The sequence below is a fragment of the Micromonospora yongxingensis genome, from assembly GCF_052601155.1.
Map to the genome: position 1 here is coordinate 130,971 of NZ_JBQXEO010000006.1, position 16,769 is coordinate 147,739.

11 protein-coding genes and 1 pseudogene are annotated in these 16,769 nt (G+C 72.1%); 3 read left to right on the forward strand and 9 right to left on the reverse strand.

Translation table 11 applies throughout. The features are described from left to right. Positions 1-116: 116 nt before the first annotated feature. From ACTWLT_RS10400 to ACTWLT_RS10410, 3 genes are all read right to left on the reverse strand, one after another. The gene (locus ACTWLT_RS10400; RefSeq protein ID WP_445318142.1) at positions 117-1,664 is read right to left on the reverse strand and encodes a glucoamylase family protein; all 1,548 of its coding nucleotides are present in this window, start codon (positions 1,662-1,664) and stop codon (positions 117-119) included. An 11-nt stretch (positions 1,665-1,675) separates the two neighbouring features. Further along, positions 1,676-2,728 carry a LacI family DNA-binding transcriptional regulator gene (locus ACTWLT_RS10405; protein WP_445318143.1) on the reverse strand — a complete coding sequence of 351 codons (1,053 nt, stop codon included), beginning with the start codon at positions 2,726-2,728 and terminating at the stop codon, positions 1,676-1,678. Positions 2,729-2,827: 99 nt separating this feature from the next. Further along, positions 2,828-4,075: an MFS transporter gene (locus ACTWLT_RS10410; RefSeq protein ID WP_510182480.1), complete on the reverse strand. Its 1,248-nt coding sequence runs from the start codon at positions 4,073-4,075 to the stop codon at positions 2,828-2,830. 122 nt (positions 4,076-4,197) lie between these two features. On the opposite strand from ACTWLT_RS10410, the gene ACTWLT_RS10415 reads away from it, so the two are divergent. Then, a complete protein-coding gene (locus ACTWLT_RS10415) occupies positions 4,198-5,139 on the forward strand; it encodes a LysR family transcriptional regulator (RefSeq protein WP_445318145.1) in 942 nt (313 codons plus the stop codon). Here the strand turns inward: ACTWLT_RS10415 and sthA are convergent. From sthA to ACTWLT_RS10430, 3 genes are all read right to left on the reverse strand, one after another. Further along, a complete protein-coding gene (gene sthA, locus ACTWLT_RS10420) occupies positions 5,136-6,539 on the reverse strand; it encodes a Si-specific NAD(P)(+) transhydrogenase (RefSeq protein ID WP_445318146.1) in 1,404 nt (467 codons plus the stop codon). The genes ACTWLT_RS10415 and sthA overlap by 4 nt on opposite strands. A 193-nt stretch (positions 6,540-6,732) precedes the next feature. Beyond that, on the reverse strand, positions 6,733-7,371 hold the full coding sequence (locus tag ACTWLT_RS10425; RefSeq protein WP_252415345.1) for a response regulator: 639 nt from the start codon (positions 7,369-7,371) through the stop codon (positions 6,733-6,735). Then, positions 7,368-8,570: a sensor histidine kinase gene (locus ACTWLT_RS10430; RefSeq protein WP_445318147.1), complete on the reverse strand. Its 1,203-nt coding sequence runs from the start codon at positions 8,568-8,570 to the stop codon at positions 7,368-7,370. The genes ACTWLT_RS10425 and ACTWLT_RS10430 overlap by 4 nt, the downstream gene beginning before the upstream one ends. Positions 8,571-8,717: 147 nt before the next feature. Here ACTWLT_RS10430 and ACTWLT_RS10435 point away from each other — a divergent pair, with 147 nt between their 5' ends. After that, positions 8,718-9,476, forward strand: coding sequence for an ABC transporter ATP-binding protein (locus ACTWLT_RS10435; protein ID WP_445318148.1), 759 nt, complete (start codon positions 8,718-8,720; stop codon positions 9,474-9,476). Next, a complete protein-coding gene (locus tag ACTWLT_RS10440) occupies positions 9,473-12,010 on the forward strand; it encodes an FtsX-like permease family protein (protein ID WP_445318149.1) in 2,538 nt (845 codons plus the stop codon). Before ACTWLT_RS10435 ends, ACTWLT_RS10440 begins: the two co-directional genes overlap by 4 nt. A 54-nt stretch (positions 12,011-12,064) precedes the next feature. On the opposite strand, the gene ACTWLT_RS10445 is transcribed toward ACTWLT_RS10440, so the two are convergent. From ACTWLT_RS10445 to ACTWLT_RS10455, 3 genes and pseudogenes are all read right to left on the reverse strand, one after another. Continuing rightward, positions 12,065-13,675: a lectin gene (locus ACTWLT_RS10445; protein ID WP_445318150.1), complete on the reverse strand. Its 1,611-nt coding sequence runs from the start codon at positions 13,673-13,675 to the stop codon at positions 12,065-12,067. A 151-nt stretch (positions 13,676-13,826) separates the two neighbouring features. Then, positions 13,827-16,085 carry an esterase-like activity of phytase family protein gene (locus ACTWLT_RS10450; protein WP_445318151.1) on the reverse strand — a complete coding sequence of 753 codons (2,259 nt, stop codon included), beginning with the start codon at positions 16,083-16,085 and terminating at the stop codon, positions 13,827-13,829. A 135-nt stretch (positions 16,086-16,220) separates the two neighbouring features. Next, positions 16,221-16,642 (reverse strand): annotated as a pseudogene (locus ACTWLT_RS10455) (DUF2000 family protein). Positions 16,643-16,769 lie beyond the last annotated feature (127 nt).

The following is a 16,769-nucleotide window of genomic DNA, read 5'->3' on the forward strand; positions in this document are numbered from 1 at the left end:
ATGGTTGCGCCGGGAGAGTCGTGACTTTTTCGCCTACCTGAGCGGTCGGGCCGGGTCGGTCGCACGACGCTGGCGAGCGTCGCCCGCCGTCATCGCGAGACCACCGCCCGGCGGTGTCAGCCGTTCTGCCGACGGGGCAGAGAGAACTGCTCCATCCGCATCAGCGGCGCCACACGCTGCCGCATGGCTCCCTTGCTGAACGGCTCGCGCAGCACGTCGTGGGCGAGCACGTTGCCCAGCGCCGCCATGACCATCCCCTGGTCCAACGACAGGTAACGCCTGGACACCTGCCCGGTGCCGACGTCCACAGCGTCGTAGAAGCCGCCGGGGCCGTACGCGTCGAAGTCGCGCCGAAGGTTGGCGAGGTTACGCAGCGACTGGTCCTCGGCATAACGCAACGCGAGGAACGAGGCGTGCGGGGTCACCACACCGTCGCCGTACGAGGTGGGCGCCGGCTGCGCCGGCCGGCACTCGCCGTAGCCGGCGTCGACAGTCGTCCGCTGCTGGTCGGAGGTGTAGCCCGCGGCGTCCATCCCGATCGCGTCCACGCCGTACTCCCGGTAACCCCCGGCCGGGTTGTTCGACGGCGAGAACCCCCAGTATCCGTAGCCGGCCTCGCGCAGCCCGTGCTCGATCTGTGCGCGCACGTACGTCGGGTGGTTGATCGCCCAACTGTGCGGTCCCCACCGCTCCTCGGGCACGAACAGCGGGACCATGAGCGCCTCGAACATCGACCCACCCCAGGTCGGCACCAGCTGCATCCCCCGGTAGCGGTAGGCGCCCTCGAACACCCGCACCCCGAGGTAGGTGCGCCACTCACCGACGCCCCGCTGCTCGGACCACGACCAGTCGCAGCCCTCCGGCGCGAAGGTGCGGACCGTGCCGAAGTAGTGCTCGGGCGGTATCTGGCCGGCGGCGATGCCCAGGTAGCTGGCGATGCGCGGCTCGGTGTTGAAGGCGCCGTAGTGGTGGCACGTGTAGTGGACGTCGGGGCCACCCCGGTAGTTCCCGGCGACGGCGCATCCCGGCGGCGGGTCGACCCAGAAGCCGCCGCGGATCTGCCGCTCCGCCGGGTTGTAGTAGTAGCCGAAGTCCATCCGCCGCAGCAGCGCGTCGGCCTGCGTGGCCACCTGCGGCACCTGGTCCCTGACAACCGTCAGGGCGGTCGCCAGCCAACCGTTGTCCACGCTGGACAGGAAGGGGTGCACCGCGCCTCCGTCGACGGGCCAGGTGGTCAGCTTCTGGCCGGTCGAGGGGTCGTACCAGTTGTAGTACATCCCGGAGGCCTCGTGGATCTCCAGGCCGGCCAGCGTCCGCAGCGTTCGGGCGATGCGCGAGCGCGCCTCGGCGGCACTGATGAGGCCGGTCTCCCGGGCGGCGACGGTGCTCCAGAGGTACGCGCCGATGTTCGTCGGCGAGGTGTAGGGCGATCGGTCGGCGGGGTCGAGGTCACCGCCGATGCTGTCGGCGACCAGGCCGGTGTCGGGGTCGACCATCGCGGCGAACGAGCGCCACGTGTCGGCGGCGTACGTCATCAGAACGGCCCTGCGGGCCGCAGGGGAGTCCGGAGCGGGGGCGGCGGAGGCGGCCGGTGCGGCGGCGAGGACCAGTCCGACGGACACGGCCGTCGCGAGCGCGCGGGTGAGACGGGTGGTGGATCGCACGGGGAGGCTCCTCACGTGAGGCCGGTCATGGCGATTCCTTGTCTGGAGCCGGACGTGGTGGTCGCCGCGCAGCCGCAGCTGCCCCGGAGGACGAGCTCGGTCGGCAGCACCAGCGTCGGCCCGGTGCGGTCGGCGGCGCCGGTGGCCACCTGCATCAGCAGGCGCGCGGTCTGCGCGGCCAGCTCGCGCACCGGCTGCCGTACGGTCGTCAGCCCGGGGGTGACGAGGGCCGCCATCGGGGTGTCGTCGAAGCCGGTGATCACGAGATCCCGCGGCACCCGGAGCCCGTGACCGGTGGCGCCCACGAGCACGCCGAGGGCCGTCTCGTCGTTGGCGCAGACGATGCCCTGCGGGCGGATGCTCCGGCGTAGCAGCTGCTCGGCGGCGAAGACCCCGTCGGGCTGCTGCAACCCGACGCGGATCGGCGCGCGGGGCAGCGGCAGCCCCAGTTGCCGGTGTGCCTCGCGGAAGCCCGCCCAGCGATCGCTCACGTCGGGCGACCCGCTCGGGTTGCCGACGAAGTCGAGTCGGCGCAGGGCGTGGTCGACCAGCAGGTGTCGGGTGAGGGCCGTCGTCGAGTCGGTGTTCTCGACCCGTACGGCCGGTACGCCGGGTGGTCCTCCACCCGCCAGGACCACGACCGGGAGCATGCCGGCCAGCTCCTCCAGCGTCTCGTCGGAGAGGGTGCCACCGAGGACGGCCAGGCCGTCCACCCGGTGCGCCATCTCGATCACCTCGGCGTCGGAGTCGGCGCGCAGGTGGGTGCAGAGGATGTGCACGCTGGTACGGGCGTTCACGGCCTCCGACTCGAAGCCCTGGATCAGCTCCGAGAAGTAGGGGCCGGACAGCCCCGGGAAGACCAGGCCCACGGCGCCGTGGCGACGGGCGGCCAGTGCCTGCCCGAGGTGGTGTGGCCGGTACCCGTGCTCCTCGATGGCTCGCAGCACCCGGCGGCGGGTCTCCTCGGAGACCTGCCCGGTGCCGTTGGAGACGCGGGAGACCGTCGCGACGGACACGCCGGCCAGGCGGGCGATCTCCCTGGCTGTCAGTCGACCGTTGGCCATGCTCCTCGATCCGTTCCTGTCGGTCCGGAACCGGTTACGGCAGCACTATATGGAGATACGTCGAAGCCCACAACCGGACGGCCCGGGCGGTGCGGCGCGTCAGGCGGCCGGGACGCGTTCGGCCGACAGGGCGGGCTCGGGATCGACCAGGTGCGTCCGTCCGGGCAGCAGGAGCGGGGTGGCGAGCAGGAGGACCCCGGAGATGGTGATCGCGGCGAGAGGGCTGGTCAGCGTGGCGAGGACGCCCCAGACCACCATGAGCGTGGCCTGCACGAGTCTGCTGCTGACACTCCACGCGCTGAGCACCCGGGCGGCATGGTCGGCGGGAGTCCTGTGCAGGCGTTCGGTGGCGTGGATCGGGTTGAAGACGCCCATGCAGGTGATCAGCAGGCACTCGACGATGATCACGGTGAGGAGTCCGGTGAAACCGGGATGGACGAACGCGAGACCGAGCGGGAAGAGCGATCGGAGCCAGCCCGAGAGGGTCATGACCCGGTACCGGCCGTAGCGTCGCACGAGGCGTGCGGAGAGGCGGGCGCCCACGAAGCCGCCGAGTGCCGGGATGCCGAAGGCGAGACCGTACTGCCAGGCCGGGAAGTGGTAGTCACGCAGCAGGAGGACGGCCAGGAGCGGCACGGTGGCCATGATCAGGCCGCCGACCAGGATCGAGTTGAGGAACAGGCGCCGGAGTGCCCGGTCGTGGAGGATGACCCGCCAGCCGCCGAGAAGGTCGGCTGCGCGCAATCCGGTGGTCGGGTCGCGGGGTGTTGCGACGTCGCCTCCGCGGATGCGCAGGACGCCGAGCGCCGACAGCAGGTAGCTGAGAGCGTCGGCCGTGATGGTGACGACCGGGCCGAGCAGCCCGATGAGCGCGCCGCCGAGGGGTGGCCCGGCCGCGGTCGCCACCCAGCTCGTGCCCTCGAATCTCCCGTTCGCGACCAGGAGGTTCTCGCCGCGGACGAGGTGTTTCAGGTACGCGCCGGATGCCGCCGTGAAGGCGATGCTCGCGGTTCCGGACACGACCGAGACGACCAGCAGGTGGCCGTAGGACAGCACACCGAGGCCGTACGCGAGCGGAATGCTCGCCATCGCGACGAACCGGGTCAGGTCCATCGCGATCATCACCGGACGCTTGGACCGGTGCTCGACCCACGGCCCGAGCGGGAACGCGATGATCGCCGCGACGGCAAGCCCGGCCGCCTCCAGGAGCGAGACCGCGAACGCCGACGAGTGCAGCACCCGAACCGCGATGAGCGGCAGCGCTCCGAAGGCGATCCACGTGCCGTACGTGCTGACGGCGTAGGCCGACCACAGCAAGCCGAAACTTGACCCCAGCCTCACTCGCACCCGATCCCTCCGCGACAACCGATGTGTGGGCCGCTGCATCACATCTGACGGACGGGAGCAGGATCAAACAACCGGCAGTCGGCGAGCCACAACCATCAGTTGGGCGGGCCTATGCTCGACCGGTGGACACCGAGGCGGTGCGGTCGTTCGTCCGGGCGGCCGAGTTCGGCCAGTTGCAACACGCGGCCGACGAGTTGGGCGTGACACAGCAGGCGGTCTCGAAGCGGATCGCCGCCCTGGAGCGCGAGCTGGGGGTTCGCCTGTTCACCCGTACCGCCCGAGGGGTCGAGTTGACGCTCGACGGCCAGGCGTTCCTCCCACACGCCCGGAGCATCGTCGCGGGCGTCGATCGCGCCGTCACCGCGGTCCGGCCGGGCTCGCGAGCCCTGCGGATCGACGTTCTGGGCCTGCGCAGCGCGCAGGCCGTCGTTCTGCACGACTACTGGCGGTCACATCCCGGAACCGACCTCGACGTGGTGACCCTCCGGGTCGACGACCCGCACGTGGCGGCCGCCGCCGTCCAGGCAGGCGATGTCGACGCCTCGTTCCGCACCGTCACCGATCCGGCCACGCTGCCGCGCGACGTGCGGATGATCCACGCCTTCGACTCCCCGCTGGAACTCCTCGTCGGCCCCCGGCATCCGCTCGCCTCCGCGCGAACACTGACACCACCGCAGCTGCGCGGGCTCCGGATCTGGGTGCCGGGCATCGTGCCCCGCAGCGAATGGGGGGAGTTCTACGATCAGCTCGCCACCGCCTTCGACCTCCGCATCGACGCGGCAGGCCCGAACTTCGGCAACGAGGTGCTCCTCGACGCCCTCGCGGACTCCGCCGACGTGGCCACCCTCGTCGGCGCGCGCGACCGCTACATCTGGCCGACGAACCACGACCTGCGCCGCATCCCGATCGTGAACCCGACGCTCGCCTACCCGCTCTCGCTCATGCTCCCCAGAACGAATCCCCACCCGGGGCTTCGGGCGATCATCAACCACGTCGCAAGCCTGACACCGTTGCCCGGGACGGCCTGGCGCCCGTCCTGGGCACTGACACCACGCGACTCCTAGCCGTCGATGCGGGTGATGTTGCGGATCTTGTTGGACGCGTCCAGGGCGGCCACCTTGTACGCCTCGGCCAGCGTCGGGTAGTTGAACACCGCGTCGACCAGGTAGTCGATCGTGCCGCCACAGCCGATGACCGCCTGGCCGATGTGGACGATCTCCGTGGCGGCCGTGCCGAACACGTGCACGCCGAGCAGTCGACCGTCGTCGGGGGAGACGAGCAGCTTCAACATGCCGTACGAGTCGCCCACGATCTGGCCGCGGGCCAGCTCGCGGTAACGCGCGATGCCCACCTCGAACGGCGTCGAGGTGTCGGTGAGCTGCGCCTCCGTCTGCCCGACGAAGCTGATCTCCGGGATCGTGTAGATGCCGATGGGTTGCAGGCCGTGCATCTCCCGGATGGGCTCGCCGCAGGCGTGCTGCGCGGCCAGTCGGCCCTGCTCCATCGACGTGGACGCGAGCGCCGGGAAGCCGATCACGTCACCGACCGCGTAGATGTTCTCCACCGGGGTGCGGTAGTTGGCGTCGACCGCGATCCGGCCGCGCCTGTCCGCCTCCAGCCCGGCCGCCTCCAGGGCCAGGTCGTCGGTCTGGCCCTGCCGTCCGGCCGAGTACATGACGGTGTCGGCGACGATCTTCTTGCCGCTCTTCAGGATGCACAGCGCCGCCGTCTGGTGCTTCTCCACGGCGGCGACCTCCTCGCCGAAGCGGAACGCCACGGACAGGTCGCGCAGGTGGTACTTGAGCGACTCGACGACCTCCTCGTCGCAGAAGTCGAGCATCCGGTCGCGGCGTTCCACCACCGTCACCTTGGTGCCGAGCGCGGCGAACATGGACGCGTACTCCATGCCGATCACGCCGGCGCCGACCACGACCATGCTGCGGGGTACGGCCTGGAGGTTGATGACGCCGTCGGAGTCCACGATGGTCCGGTCGTCGAAGTCGACGCTGTCCGGGCGGGCCGGGCGGGTGCCGGCGGCGATGATGATTTTGTCGAAGGTCACCTTCGACTCGCGCCCGGAACCGCCGTCGACCCAGATGGCGTGCGCGTCGGCGAACCGGCCGGTGCCGGTGATCATCGCAACCCGGTTGCGGGCGAGCTGGTTGCGGATGACGTCGGTCTGCCGGGTGATCACGTGCTGGGTCCGGGCGGCCAGGTCGCTGACCGTGATCTCCTCCTTGACCCGGTAGCTGCTGCCGTAGAGGTCCCGCTGGCTCAGCCCGGTCAGATAGAGCACGGCCTCGCGCAGCGTCTTGGAGGGCACGGTGCCGGTGTTGATGCACACCCCACCGATCATGTCGCGGCGGTCCACGATGCCGACCCGCCTGCCGAGCTTCGCGGCGGCGATCGCCGCCTTCTGACCACCGGGTCCGGAGCCCAGCACCACCAGGTCGTAGTCATACACGACCGTCAGCGTCGCAAGATGTCGCCGCGCGCGCCAGACCCCCGACGGCGGGCGATGGTCCGATCGTTGCCTGTGGAGCTGAACCGTTTGCGACATCGCGCGACCAGACCGTGCGGCTGAATCGTTGACGACATCAGCTCCAAAGGCGCTGACCCAACCACATACCCCCGGGATACGTGCCCGGCTGCCCGACCTAGCCGACGAGACGGCGTTCCCAGGCCCAGGCGGCGATCTCGACCCGGTTCCGCGCCGGGAGCTTCATCTGCACGCTCGCCAGGTGGGTCTTGACCGTGCCGACGGCGATGAAGAGCCGAGTGGCGATCTCGGCGTTGGTCAGGCCCCGGGCGACGAGCTTCACGACGTCGAGTTCGCGCGGGGACAGGCCGGCGTCGTCCCGCGCCGGGGCGGGCGGGCTGAGGTGCTCCAGCAGCCGTACCGTGATGGACGGGCTGATCAGCGCGTCCCCGGAGACGGCGGCGCGGACCGCCTCCACGAGCAGCGCCGGCCCGGAATCCTTGAGCAGGAAACCGCAGGCGCCGTTGGACAGCGCCGTGTGCACGTACTCGTCGAGATCGAACGTCGTCACCACGACCACCCTGACCGGGTCGGCGACGCCTGGCCCGGCGAGCAGCCGCAGCGCCTCGAGGCCGTCGAGGCGGGGCATCCGGATGTCCAGCAGCACCACGTCCGGGCGCAGGCGCCGGGCCAGCTCGACGGCGGCGATCCCGTCGGCGGCCTCGCCGACCACCTCGATGTCCGGCTGCGCCCCGATGATCATGCTGAAGCCGGTCCGCACCATCGCCTGGTCGTCGGCGATCAGGACCCGGATCATCGGACCCCCACCCTGTGCAGTGGCAGCGCCGCGTCGAGCACCCAGCCGCCGGCGACGCCGGGACCGGCGGTGATCGTGCCGCCGAGGGCACGTACCCGCTCGGTGAGGCCGATTAGCCCGAAGCCGTGCCCCCGGGCCGGCGCGGTGCGCGGTGCCGTGCCGTCGTCGGCCACCCGGATCAGCAGCCAGTCCGGGGTACGGCGCACGGAGACGTCCACCGACCGCGCGTCCGGCGCGTGCTGGCGGGCATTGGTCAGCCCCTCCATCACCACCCGGTACGCCGACGACGAGACCTCCACCGGAAGCCCGTCCAGCGGCCCGTCGACGTGCAGCCGGGCGGGCGCGTTCGTCGCGCCGTTGTGGCCCTGGAGCAACGGAGCCAGATCGGCCACGCCGGCCAGTGGCGCGAGTGGCGCGTCCGGCGGGGCGTCCGGATTGCGCAGGACACCCACCATCCGCCGCATCGACGCCATCGTCTCGGCGCCGGCGCGCTCGATCTGCTCCAGAGCGACGATCACCCGCTGCGGGTCCTGCTCGGCGACGAACCGGGCGCCCTGCGCCTGCACCACGATGCCGGTCACGTGATGGGCGATGAAGTCGTGCAGGTCGCGTGCGAACTCGGCGCGCTGCTCGGCCCGGACCAGCGCGATCGTCCGGTCCCGCCCGGCCGCGACCACCCGCAGGTAGATCCCGCCGGCGGCGGCGCCGGCCGCGGCGAGTGCCTGGAGCAGCCCGAAGATCACGTAGACGTTCTCGGTGCCGGCGCGCAGCGGCACCGCGGCGGCGGCGAGGGCGGTGACCACCGCCGCCCACGGCGCGAGCCGGGGCGAGCCCCGCCGGGCCACCACGAAGACCACCGCCAACAACCCCGCGGACTCGGCAAGACCCCAGGTGCCGCCGATCGGCGTCGCTCCACCCCGGGTCAGCAGGACGATACCGCCGGTGACGGCCAGTGAGGCGGCGCCCAGCAGGAGCGCCGCCACCGGCAACAGGCGGGAGCCCTGCCGGTGCACGGGCAGCCAGACCAGCGCGGTCGACATCGCCAGCCCCACCCGCACCAGGAGGAGCAGAACGGAGGCCGTACTCATCCCGCTGGCCAGGCCGAAGCGCAGGTCGAAGAGGCCGAGCAGGGCCATCGCCGCCAGACCGGCGAGCTGGCCCAGGCGTACCCACCATGTCGAGAATCCCGGCGCGTTCATCGTGACCCAGCGTAGCCAGGCTCCCGGTGGAGGCGGATCGGCCGAAAGACAGACCAGGCCCCTGCGATCCCCGACCGTGGGCCGATGCGGCCACCGGCCCGGCGGGGCGAGGCTCTTCCGGTCACTGTCGAAGTCACTGGAGGAACAATGAAGACCCATGCCCCGCCGGGAACCAGCCAGGCCGCCGTCGCCGCGGTCGACCTGGTGAAGGTGTACGGCAGCGGCGACACCGCGGTCCGTGCCCTGGACGGGGTCTCGGTCGGCTTCGACCGGGCTCAGTTCACCGCCATCATGGGCTCCTCCGGGTCCGGCAAGTCGACGCTGATGCACTGCCTCGCCGGCCTGGACACGGCCACCTCCGGCCGGGTCCTGCTCGGCGGGACGGAGCTGACGGGCCAGTCGGACCGGACGCTGACCCGGGTACGCCGGGACCGGATCGGCTTCGTCTTCCAGTCGTTCAACCTGCTGCCGCAGCTCACCGCCGTGCAGAACATCACCCTGCCGCTGGATCTCGCCGGCCGGCAACCCGACACTGACCTCCTCGCCCACCTGGTGGACGTGCTGGGGCTCGGCCAGCGGCTCGGGCACCGGCCCAGCGAGCTGTCCGGCGGCCAGCAGCAGAGGGTGGCGCTGGCCCGGGCGCTGGTGTCGCGTCCCGAGGTGGTCTTCGCCGACGAGCCGACCGGCAACCTCGACTCCCGCTCCGGAGCGGAGGTGCTCACGATCCTGCGTGACTCGGTCCGCGACCTCGGCCAGACGGTCGTCATGGTCACCCACGACCCGATCGCCGCCGCGTACGCCGACCGGGTGGTGCTGCTCGCCGACGGCCGGGTCGCCGGCGAGATCGACAACCCGGACCAGGGTTCGGTCACCGACGCGCTGCGTGATCTGGCGGCCCGCGCGTGAGGGCGACGGTGCTGGGCACCCAGGTCAGCGCCGCGGCGCGACGCCCCGGCCGGTTGATCCTGACCGGGTTGGCCATCCTGGTCGCGTCGTTCGTCGTCTTCGGCACGATCCTGGCGCAGCAGATCACCGAACGGACCGCGCTGGACAACCTCAGCGGCACCTCCGCCGCCACCGACCTGGTGATCGGTGATCCGGAGCAGCCGCCGCCGAGCGTGGCGGCGTTGCAGCGCGTCCGCGCCGTGCCGGGCGTCACCGAGGCGGTCGGCCGGCTGACCCTCGGCGTGTCCCTCGGGGAGGGGTACCTCAACCTGCAGGCCGACCCCGGCACCGGTCCGCTGGCCAGGGTCCGGCTGCTGCAGGGCAGCTACCCCGACGCTCCCGGCGAGATCGCGGTCAGCCCGCGAACCGTCGAGCGGCTGGGTCTCTCGATCGGCACGGTGACCAGCGGCACGGGCGGTGAGTTGACCACGCCCACCCGGCTCACCGTCACCGGCCTGGTCGAGGCACCCACCGACGGCGGCTTCAACGCGTACGCCCCGGACAGCGTCGTGACCGCGTGGGGTGGCCTGACCCCGCTGGAGCGCATCGACGTGCGGGTGGCCCCCGGCGCGTCGGTGGACGTCGTGCGGGAACGGGTGGCCGCGGCGCTGCCGGCCGGTCTGCCGATGCGCACCGGCGACGAGGTCCGCCAGGTGGAGGCCGACGCGGAGGCCGAGCAGGTCGGGCGGCTGTTCTCCCTGGTCGGGATCTTCGTCGCGGTGGCGGTCGTCGCCGCGGCGCTGGTGGTCACCTCGACCTTCCGCATCGTCTTCGCCCAGCGGATGCGGCAGCTGGCGCTGCTGCGGGCGGTCGGCGCCGGCCGGGCCACCCTGGTGGCGGCGCTGGTCGCCGAGGGTGCCCTGACCGGGCTGGTCGCCGGCGTCGTCGGGGTCGCCGCCGCCCTCGCTGCCGGGCACGCCCTCCCGGCGGTCCTGCGCGCCTCCGGAAAGGCGGTCTCGTCGCCGGGCGTGCCACTGACGGAGGCCGTGGCGGTGGTGGTCGGCGCCGTGGTCCTCACCGTCCTGGCGGTTCTGGCGCCGGCGTTCTCCGCCGCCCGGGTCTCCCCGCTGGAGGCGCTGCGGGTGGCGAGTGTCATCGCCGCCCGGCGCGGCATCGGGGTCCCGCGCCTCGTGTTCGGGCTGCTCCTGGCCGGTGGCGCGGTGCTGGCGGGCGTCGCGACGGTGAGCCGGCTGCCGAGGCCGGATCAGGAGTCCTACGACCCGATGCCGGGTCTGCTCCTGCTCGTCGGGTCCGGCACCCTGGCGTTCTTCGCGTTGGTGGCCCTCGGGCCGCTGCTGGTGCGCCCGGTGCTGGCCGTGGTCGGTTGGCCGCTGCGCCAGCTCGGGCCGCTCGGCCGACTGGCGGTCGGCGGGATCGGGGGAACGCCACGCCGCGCCGCCGCGGTCTCGGTCGTGGTCGCGCTCGGCGTGACCCTCATCTCGGGTGTCGTCATCGGCGGCGCGTCCATGCGGGTCCTGGCCGACCGGGAGATGGCGCTGTCCGCTCCGGCCGACTTCGAGGTCACCGTCACCAACGGTGAGGCACTGCCGGCCGCCGTCGGGACGCGCGCCCAGGCGGCACGCGGGGCACTGGCCCGGGTGGTGCCGTACCGGCGGGTCGACGGCGTCGCGCTGATGCGTGGCGGCGACCGGCTCGGCAGCGCCGAGTCCGGTTACCCGACGATCGACCTCGACCTGCCGGCGTTGCCGACCACCGAAGACCTGGACGTGGCGCAGGGCACGCTGGCCGATCGGGGACCCGGCCGGATCGTGCTCGGCAGCTGGGTCGCCCGGGACTCCGGGCTGCGGGCCGGCGACACCACGACGCTCGCCCTCGGCGGGAAGACCGTCGACGTACGCGTGGCCGCCGTCCTGCCCGACCACGGCCCCCTGTACGCGGGCATCCTCACCGATCGCGCCGACCTCGACCGGCTGGGCGCGCCGCAGGCGTACAGCGGTCTGCTGGCCGACGCGGCCCGTTCCGGCGAGGACGGCCGCACCGCCGGGGTGCAGGCGCTGCGGCAGGCGATCGGTGGCAGCGACGGGGTGGGCCTCGCGGTGCTCGCCGACGAGCGGGACCGCAACGACGAGGTGTTGAACAGCCTGCTCTGGATCGCCGTCGGCCTGGTCAGCCTGACGGTGCTGATCGCGGTGGTCGGGGTGGGCTCCACGACCGCGCTGTCGGTGGTGGAGCGGATACGCGAGTCCGGGTTGCTCCGCGCCGTCGGCCTGTCCCGGCCCGGCCTGGGCGGCATGCTGACCGTCGAGTCCGGCCTGTACGGGGTGATCGGGGCGACCATCGGCCTGCTGCTCGGCGTCCCGTACGCCTGGTTGGCGGTTCAGGTGCTGGGGATCAACGCGCCGCTGGCCCTGCCGGTGCTGCCGCTGGTCGGGCTCTTCGCGGCGCTGGTCGCGTTGACCGCGCTGGCCGGGGTGCTGCCGGCCCGGCGGGCGTCGCGGGTCAGCCCGGTGGTGGCCCTGGGAGCCGATGGCTGAGCGTTGCGGCGGGTCGGTGTCGGGGTTGCTCGGCACCGACCCGCCGGGGCGCACTCAGTTGGGGTTGCCGGCGTGGGTCAGCGTCTCCCAGGCGACGAAGAGGTTGTTGCTGCCGGCGGGGCGTTGTTGCAGCGTGAGGGTCTGCGTGTTGGTCATGACGTGGCCCAACCGGTTGCTCATGGCGTTGAAGCCGACCTCGGTGATCGGGCCCAGGCCGCGGGTGAGGCTGCCGCCGCAGAGCCAGGAGGGCGGCGCCTCGCCGAGCTGGTAACGCGAGTGGAGGCCGAGCGCCTGCCGCAACCGCTCACCGACCTGGGGGTACAGGTCCCGTCCCTGGATGCGGGAGGTCTCCGCGACGTGGGAGATGGCGGAGATCCCGTACCCGGTGTGCACGAAGTCGCGGCAGGTCTCCTGGGCGAGGCCCGCGACGAAGGTGGACTGGCCGTGCCAGTACCCGATGATCTCCGCACTGGTGTCCAGGCCGCTGCCGGGCATCGTGTACGGCAGGGCGCCGTCGCTGGGCAGGTAGACGAAGGCCCGGGCGCGGTTGAGGAAGCGGGTGACCGCCGCGTCGTAGACGGCCCGGTCCTCCAAAAACACCGAGATGCCGACCGTCGCCTCCATCATGGTCAGTTCCCAGTTGCCGTTGCTGTTCGAGCCGTTGCGGACCATCGGCAGGTAGACGGTGCGCAGCATGGTGGCGAACCGGTTGGCGTTGGGCCAGCTCGTGTACGTGTACTTGATGATCTCGGCGGCCCGGGGCCAGACCGAGGCGGCCCACCCGGTCTGCAGCGGCGCGTTGCTGCCGGTGTGCGCGGTGATCGTGGCCGACCAAGCGTCCATGATCTGGATCGACTTCTGCGCGTACCGGGCGTCCCCGGTGAGGTACCAGGCGAGCGCGTCGGTGTACGCGGCGATCGCGTCCTCACGCTCGTCGGTGCAGCCGTTGTTGGGGTTGGAGTAGGAGCCGCACTCCACCACGGCGCGCGGTGCGGGGGTTCGCGAGAGGGAGGCGTACCGGCTGCTCATCATCTGGTTGTGGGCCGACGCCCACGGCTGTGCTCCGGCCTGCACCCGGCCGCGGACGAAGTCGAGCTGACCCCGGCTGACCAACACCCCGGGGTGTGTGAAGCCGCCCGACGGTGGCGGGGTGCCACCGCCGGTGGGCAACGTCCACGCTTGGTTGGCGGTGCCGGTGCAGCTCCAGATCTGTAGCGGGGTGCCGTCGGCGGAGCTGGGGCCGGTCGCGTCGAGGCACTTGCCGGAGGCCGGGCTGACGAGTTGCCCGGCGCTGGACGACCACTGCTGCGCTCCGGTGCCGTTGCAGTCGTAGATCTGCGCCCGGGCTCCGTTCGCGGTGCTGCCGGCGGCGATGTCGAGGCATTTGCCGAGCGCCCTGATCGTGCCGTCGTCGGCCACCGTCCACTGCTGGGCATCGGAGCCGTTGCAGGTGTAGAGCTGCACGGGGGTGTTGTTGGCCGGGTTCGCGCCGGCCACGTCGACGCACTTGCCGCCGTACCCAGTGATGGCGCCGGTCGCGGCCGCCCTGGCGGGCGAGGCGCCGACCGCCAGGCTTGACGGTACGGCGAGCACGGCTGCGACGAGCGCGGCCGTCAATCGGATACGGGGCCGGCCGGGAGTGGCCCCGGCCAATCGTCGCGCCATGTCTGGGTCCTTCCGGGCGGCCGACACAACTGTAAAGTCTGTTAATCATTACAGTCACGCGCATCGATATCAATGTCCTGCCGCCGTCGATGACCCGCGTGCGCGAACGGCCCCCGTCGCGGTCGCGCCGGGGGCCGTTCGGCCAGGTGGGTTACCGCAGGCCGGGCACGTCGATCACGATCAGCTCCGTGTCGTCCGCGCGCCCCGGGATGCGACCGTCGTTGCCCGGGAAGTTGTTGTCGTTGGCGACGAGCACCCGGTCACCGCCGAGCGGCAGCACCGACTCGACCGACTGCAGGGGGAACGAGAAGAGCGGGCCGACGCCGTACTCGCCCGGGCGGGCCGGAGTGGAGACCCCCTTCGGGTCGGCGATGTGCATCAGGTCGACCACGGTCCGCCGCGGCAGGTAGCCGTCCGCGCCCACCTCGTCCAGGTCGGTCACCACCAGGCGCTTGACCAGCGACTGCTGGCCCATGCCGTTGTCCCGTTCGATCAGCAGCAACCGCCGGCCGTCGAGCACCGCCGCGTCACCGACCAGCAGGGACGGGTCGTCCACCCGGAACGACCAGGTGCGGTTGGTGTACCGGTTGTGCCGTACGTCGAACTCGTAGACGACCCTGCGGCGCTGGTCCGGGTCGTTGACCCGGGCGCCTTCGAGGATCGGGTAGAGGGTCCAACCGTCCTCGCTGACCGCCATCGCCTCGAAGCCGTTGCTGGCACGCAGGGTCGGGGTCTCACCCGGGGCGAGATCCGGCGACTGCGGGGACCTGGTCCCGTCCGGCAGCGGGATCGGCGCCTGCAGCACCTTTCCGGTCCTGTCGGTGCGCATCAGGCTCGGGCCGAACTCGTCGCCGATCCACAGGTTGCCGCGCGCGTCGCGGGCCAGCGACTCGATGTCGAAGTCCGCGCCGGTCAGCAGGCGATCCCGGGTGTCGCCGTTGACGATCGGGAACGGCACCTTGTGGTCGGGGTCGCGGAAGCTGATGTGCCCACGGACCGACACGCCCTGGCGGTGATAGTTCGGCTCGATCTCGTACGCCCGCAACAGGAAGTCGGCCGAGTTGGTCTTCGCGCCGAATCCGTTGTCCGGCATGGCGAGCAGCCGCCTGCCGGAGCGGTCACCCGGCTGGGCCGGGATCACCGCGGAGAAGCCGGGAATGGGCTGGCCGGGGAAGGGCGCCGTGATCCCGTTGACCGGGTTCGTGGCGAGCTGGGTGCCGGAGATCGGGCCCGGCTGGTACGCGGTCGCCGACAACAGCGCCCGGTCCTGCAGCGTCACCTGGGGCCGCAGCTTCACCGACAGCGAGTACACCCGGGTGGTCTGGGTGGCGCTGCCGTTGTCGTCGGAGATGAGGTACAGCTCGCGGCGGCCGCCCGGCAGGTGGCTGCCGAGCGCGGCGCCCTCGATGTTGTCCAGCAGCGGGTTGGGCTGCGGCTGCTTGGTGGTCGCGCCGGACGGCGGGCAGTTGGCGACGTCGACCAGCAGTTCCTTGCCGAGCCAGGCCCGCGGGTCGGTCACCGTCGACAGGGTCGGCGCGGCGGCGACGTCCGGCGCGCCGGTGGCGGAGACCCGGTACACCCGGACCGTGTTGCCCACCCCGGTGGTGAAACCGCGCTCCACGGAGAGCAGTTGGTCGTCGCCGAGCGCGATCAGCTCGACCAGGCTGAGGTCGGGGTCCGTCCGGTAGGCGTACTGGAGGGTCGGGACGTACGTTCCACCCTCGCGGCCGTCGTACCGGATGATCCGGTGCCGGCCGCGGCCCTCAGCGTCGCGACCGTCCGCGGCGAGCGGGCCCTCCATGCCGGCGTAGAGCACCCGATGGTCCGGCGTGGTGGCCAGTGCCTCGAAGGTCTGGTTGACCGCGGCCTCGCCAGCCGGGGCGACCTGGAACCGGTCCGGCACCGGCAGCGACGCGATCTCGCGACCGTCGGAGAGCCGGAACCGGCGGATCGACGGCTCCCGCTCCGAGCTGGCCAGGATCGTGGCCCCGCCTCGCTCGGCGATGAGCCCCTCACCGTCGAAGTCGGCGCCGGTGTACGGCGTGCCATCCGGGCGGGTGAGCACGGTGACGTCGCGGACACCCACGTCCACTCGGCGCCGGTCGGTGTCCAGGCCCAGCTCGTAGACCCGCGCGGGAGTGGTGCCGATGTTGTCCACCAGCGCCAGGGCGCGGCCCGGGCGGGCGACCGTCAGCGCGGAGAGGCCGGCGACGGAGGTGCCTCGGAAGGTGGTCTTGTCGAGGGCGTCGGAGAAGCCGAGCAGCGAGGCGTCCGGCGCGCAGCTCGCCCCCGTGCCCGCGTGTCCGGGGGTCGGGTGCGCCGGCGCCCCGAGCGCCGGCGCCGCCGCGAGCAGCGAGATCGCCGCCGCCGCGGACGCGACGGCCCGGGCCTTTGTGGAAGTGGTACGCACATTGCCTCCAGCATCAAGTCGGCGGCCGTTACCGCCGGGCCGATGCAAGCGCCCGCCGATCACCACAGTGGAACCCCCACCGGAACGTCACCTGAACAGCCAGTGCACGGTGCTGTGCTCCGTCCCCCGACGTGGTCAGGCGTGCATGGTCGCGCCCTTGAGCACCTTGTCCACCACGGTGCCGGGGCGTGCAGCGCCAACCCCACCAGGTCGAGCTTGTCGCGGCCGACCGCCCGCACGGCGGCCCGGTTGTCCCGGTCGTTACCGGTCGCGAACAGCTCGGACGTGAAGATCGAGAGGCGTAGCCCCCGGCCGAGCGCTCGCGCGTGCGCGGCGGAGAGCACCGCCCGGTCGCCGGCGAAGACCAGCACCGGCTGGCGGAACATCGGCAGGTACGCGGCGTCGTCGGCGTCGCGGTACTCCTCGCCGAGCAGCTCCGGCTCGGCGTTCGCCACACCGCTCACGAGGAAGGCGGTGACGTTCAGCCGTTGCCAGCCCACCAGGTCGTTGCGGAGCAGCACGGCGATCTTGGTGGGGAATCGGATCGGGTCGGTCATTCGCCCACTTCGTGGATCACGCGTACCCGCGGCCGTGACGCGCATTCGGGCGATGTCGCCCGGCCCTCTGGTGGTCGCACCTAGCATCGGGAAAGGACCGGGCCTGCCGCAGCCGTCCGTCCGATTC

Excerpts from the sequence above, each read along its gene's own strand:
- ACTWLT_RS10435 (WP_445318148.1), top strand. The coding sequence starts at position 8,718 with ATGAAGACCCATGCCCCGCCGGGAACCAGCCAGGCCGCCGTCGCCGCG.
- ACTWLT_RS10430 (WP_445318147.1), bottom strand. The coding sequence starts at position 8,570 with ATGAACGCGCCGGGATTCTCGACATGGTGGGTACGCCTGGGCCAGCTC.
- ACTWLT_RS10425 (WP_252415345.1), bottom strand. The coding sequence starts at position 7,371 with ATGATCCGGGTCCTGATCGCCGACGACCAGGCGATGGTGCGGACCGGC.
- ACTWLT_RS10405 (WP_445318143.1), bottom strand. The coding sequence starts at position 2,728 with ATGGCCAACGGTCGACTGACAGCCAGGGAGATCGCCCGCCTGGCCGGC.
- ACTWLT_RS10445 (WP_445318150.1), bottom strand. The coding sequence starts at position 13,675 with ATGGCGCGACGATTGGCCGGGGCCACTCCCGGCCGGCCCCGTATCCGA.